Source organism: Flavobacterium cutihirudinis (genome assembly GCF_003385895.1).
Taxonomy (GTDB): domain Bacteria; phylum Bacteroidota; class Bacteroidia; order Flavobacteriales; family Flavobacteriaceae; genus Flavobacterium; species Flavobacterium cutihirudinis.
Window position 1 is genome coordinate 1 of record NZ_QRDQ01000005.1, and the last position, 1,201, is coordinate 1,201.

Genomic DNA, 1,201 nt, shown 5'->3' on the forward strand with positions numbered 1-1,201 from the left:
CGTCAGATGGAACGAGTACTATCAGCAATTATAGTTCATCTAATACTTATACTTTTGCTCCTCCAACATCAGGAATCACAATAAGCAGTGCAGGACTTATCAGCGGAATGGCCCTTGGAACCACTTATACGGTAACGGCAGAAAATACGGATTGTACTTCTGCATCTTCAGCATCGTTCAGCAATGCAGCGAAGTTGGCAACTCCTGCGGTTCCGACGATCGCTTCAACAGCTCCTACATGTTCGGCTGACGGTTTCTCAACGATCTCGAATTATGTTTCAGGTGTAAGCTATACTTTTGATCCGACAGGACCGAGTGTTGCAGCCTCAGGACTTATCAGCGGAATGGCCCTTGGCACCCCTTATACGGTAACGGCAGGAAATACGGATTGTACTTCTGCATCTTCGGCATCATTCAGCAATGCAGCGAAGTTGGCAACTCCTGCGGTTCCGACAATCGCTTCAACAGCTCCTACATGTTCGGCTGACGGATTCTCAACGATCTCGAATTATGTTTCAGGTGTAAGCTATACTTTTGATCCGACAGGACCGAGTGTTGCAGCCTCAGGACTTATCAGCGGAATGACTCTTGGAACCCCATATACGGTAACGGCAGGAAATACGGATTGTAATTCTGCATCTTCAGCATCGTTCAGCAATGCTGCGAAGTTGGCAACTCCGGCAGTTCCGACGATCGCTTCAACAGCTCCTACATGTTCGGCTGACGGTTTCTCAACGATCTCGAATTATGTTTCAGGTGTAAGCTATACTTTTGATCCGACAGGACCGAGTGTTGCAGCTACAGGACTTATCAGCGGAATGGCCCTTGGCACCCCATATACGGTAACGGCAGAAAATACGGATTGTACTTCGGTTGCTTCAGCTTCATTCAGCAATGCGGCGAAGTTGGCAACTCCTGCGGTTCCGACAATCGCTTCAACAGCGCCTACATGTTCGGCTGACGGGTTCTCAACGATCTCGAATTATGTTTCAGGTGTAAGCTATACTTTTGATCCGACAGGACCGAGTGTTGCAGCTACAGGACTTATCAGCGGAATGGCCCTTGGCACCCCATATACGGTAACGGCAGAAAATACGGATTGTACTTCGGTTGCTTCAGCTTCATTCAGCAATGCGGCGAAGTTGGCAACTCCTGCGGTTCCGACAATCGCTTCAACAGCGCCTACATGTTCGGCTGACGG

Annotated in this window: 1 pseudogene; it reads left to right on the top strand. The window is 49.0% G+C overall.

Going from position 1 to position 1,201, the window contains the following annotated elements:
- Positions 1-1,201, top strand: a pseudogene (locus BD847_RS20745) (T9SS type B sorting domain-containing protein); the annotation flags it as partial.